1 protein-coding gene is annotated in these 384 nt (G+C 41.1%); it reads left to right on the top strand.

What is annotated here, in order from left to right:
- Positions 1-384 (top strand): sulfatase-like hydrolase/transferase (locus J8281_RS19210; RefSeq protein WP_210199261.1); only part of this gene is annotated, 384 nt, incomplete at both ends.

Genomic DNA, 384 nt, shown 5'->3' with positions numbered 1-384 from the left:
ATTTATCGTCTGATACTGCTCATCCTAACAACATGGGTGTTGGTACTTATGCCGGTATATTATCTGGTGGCGTTAGGGATTATTGGAATTGGGATTTATACGAAGGTGGACAAACATCACCTAGTAATACCTACACAACTACAAAGTTTACAGATTTAGCTATTGATTGGGTTACTGCACAATCGCAACCTTGGTTTTTATGGTTGGCGTATAATGCACCACACACACCGTTTCATTTACCTGACGCTAATTTGCATAGCCAAGGTGGTTTGCCAAATGACCAAGCGAGTGTGGATAACAATCCGTTACCTTACTACATGGCTATGCTCGAGGCTATGGATACTGAAATTGGTAGGCTTCTTAATGCTATGACACAACAAGAAC

Source organism: Aquimarina sp. U1-2, assembly GCF_017897595.1.
Classification (GTDB): domain Bacteria; phylum Bacteroidota; class Bacteroidia; order Flavobacteriales; family Flavobacteriaceae; genus Aquimarina.
This window is presented reverse-complemented; position numbering and strand designations above follow the sequence as displayed.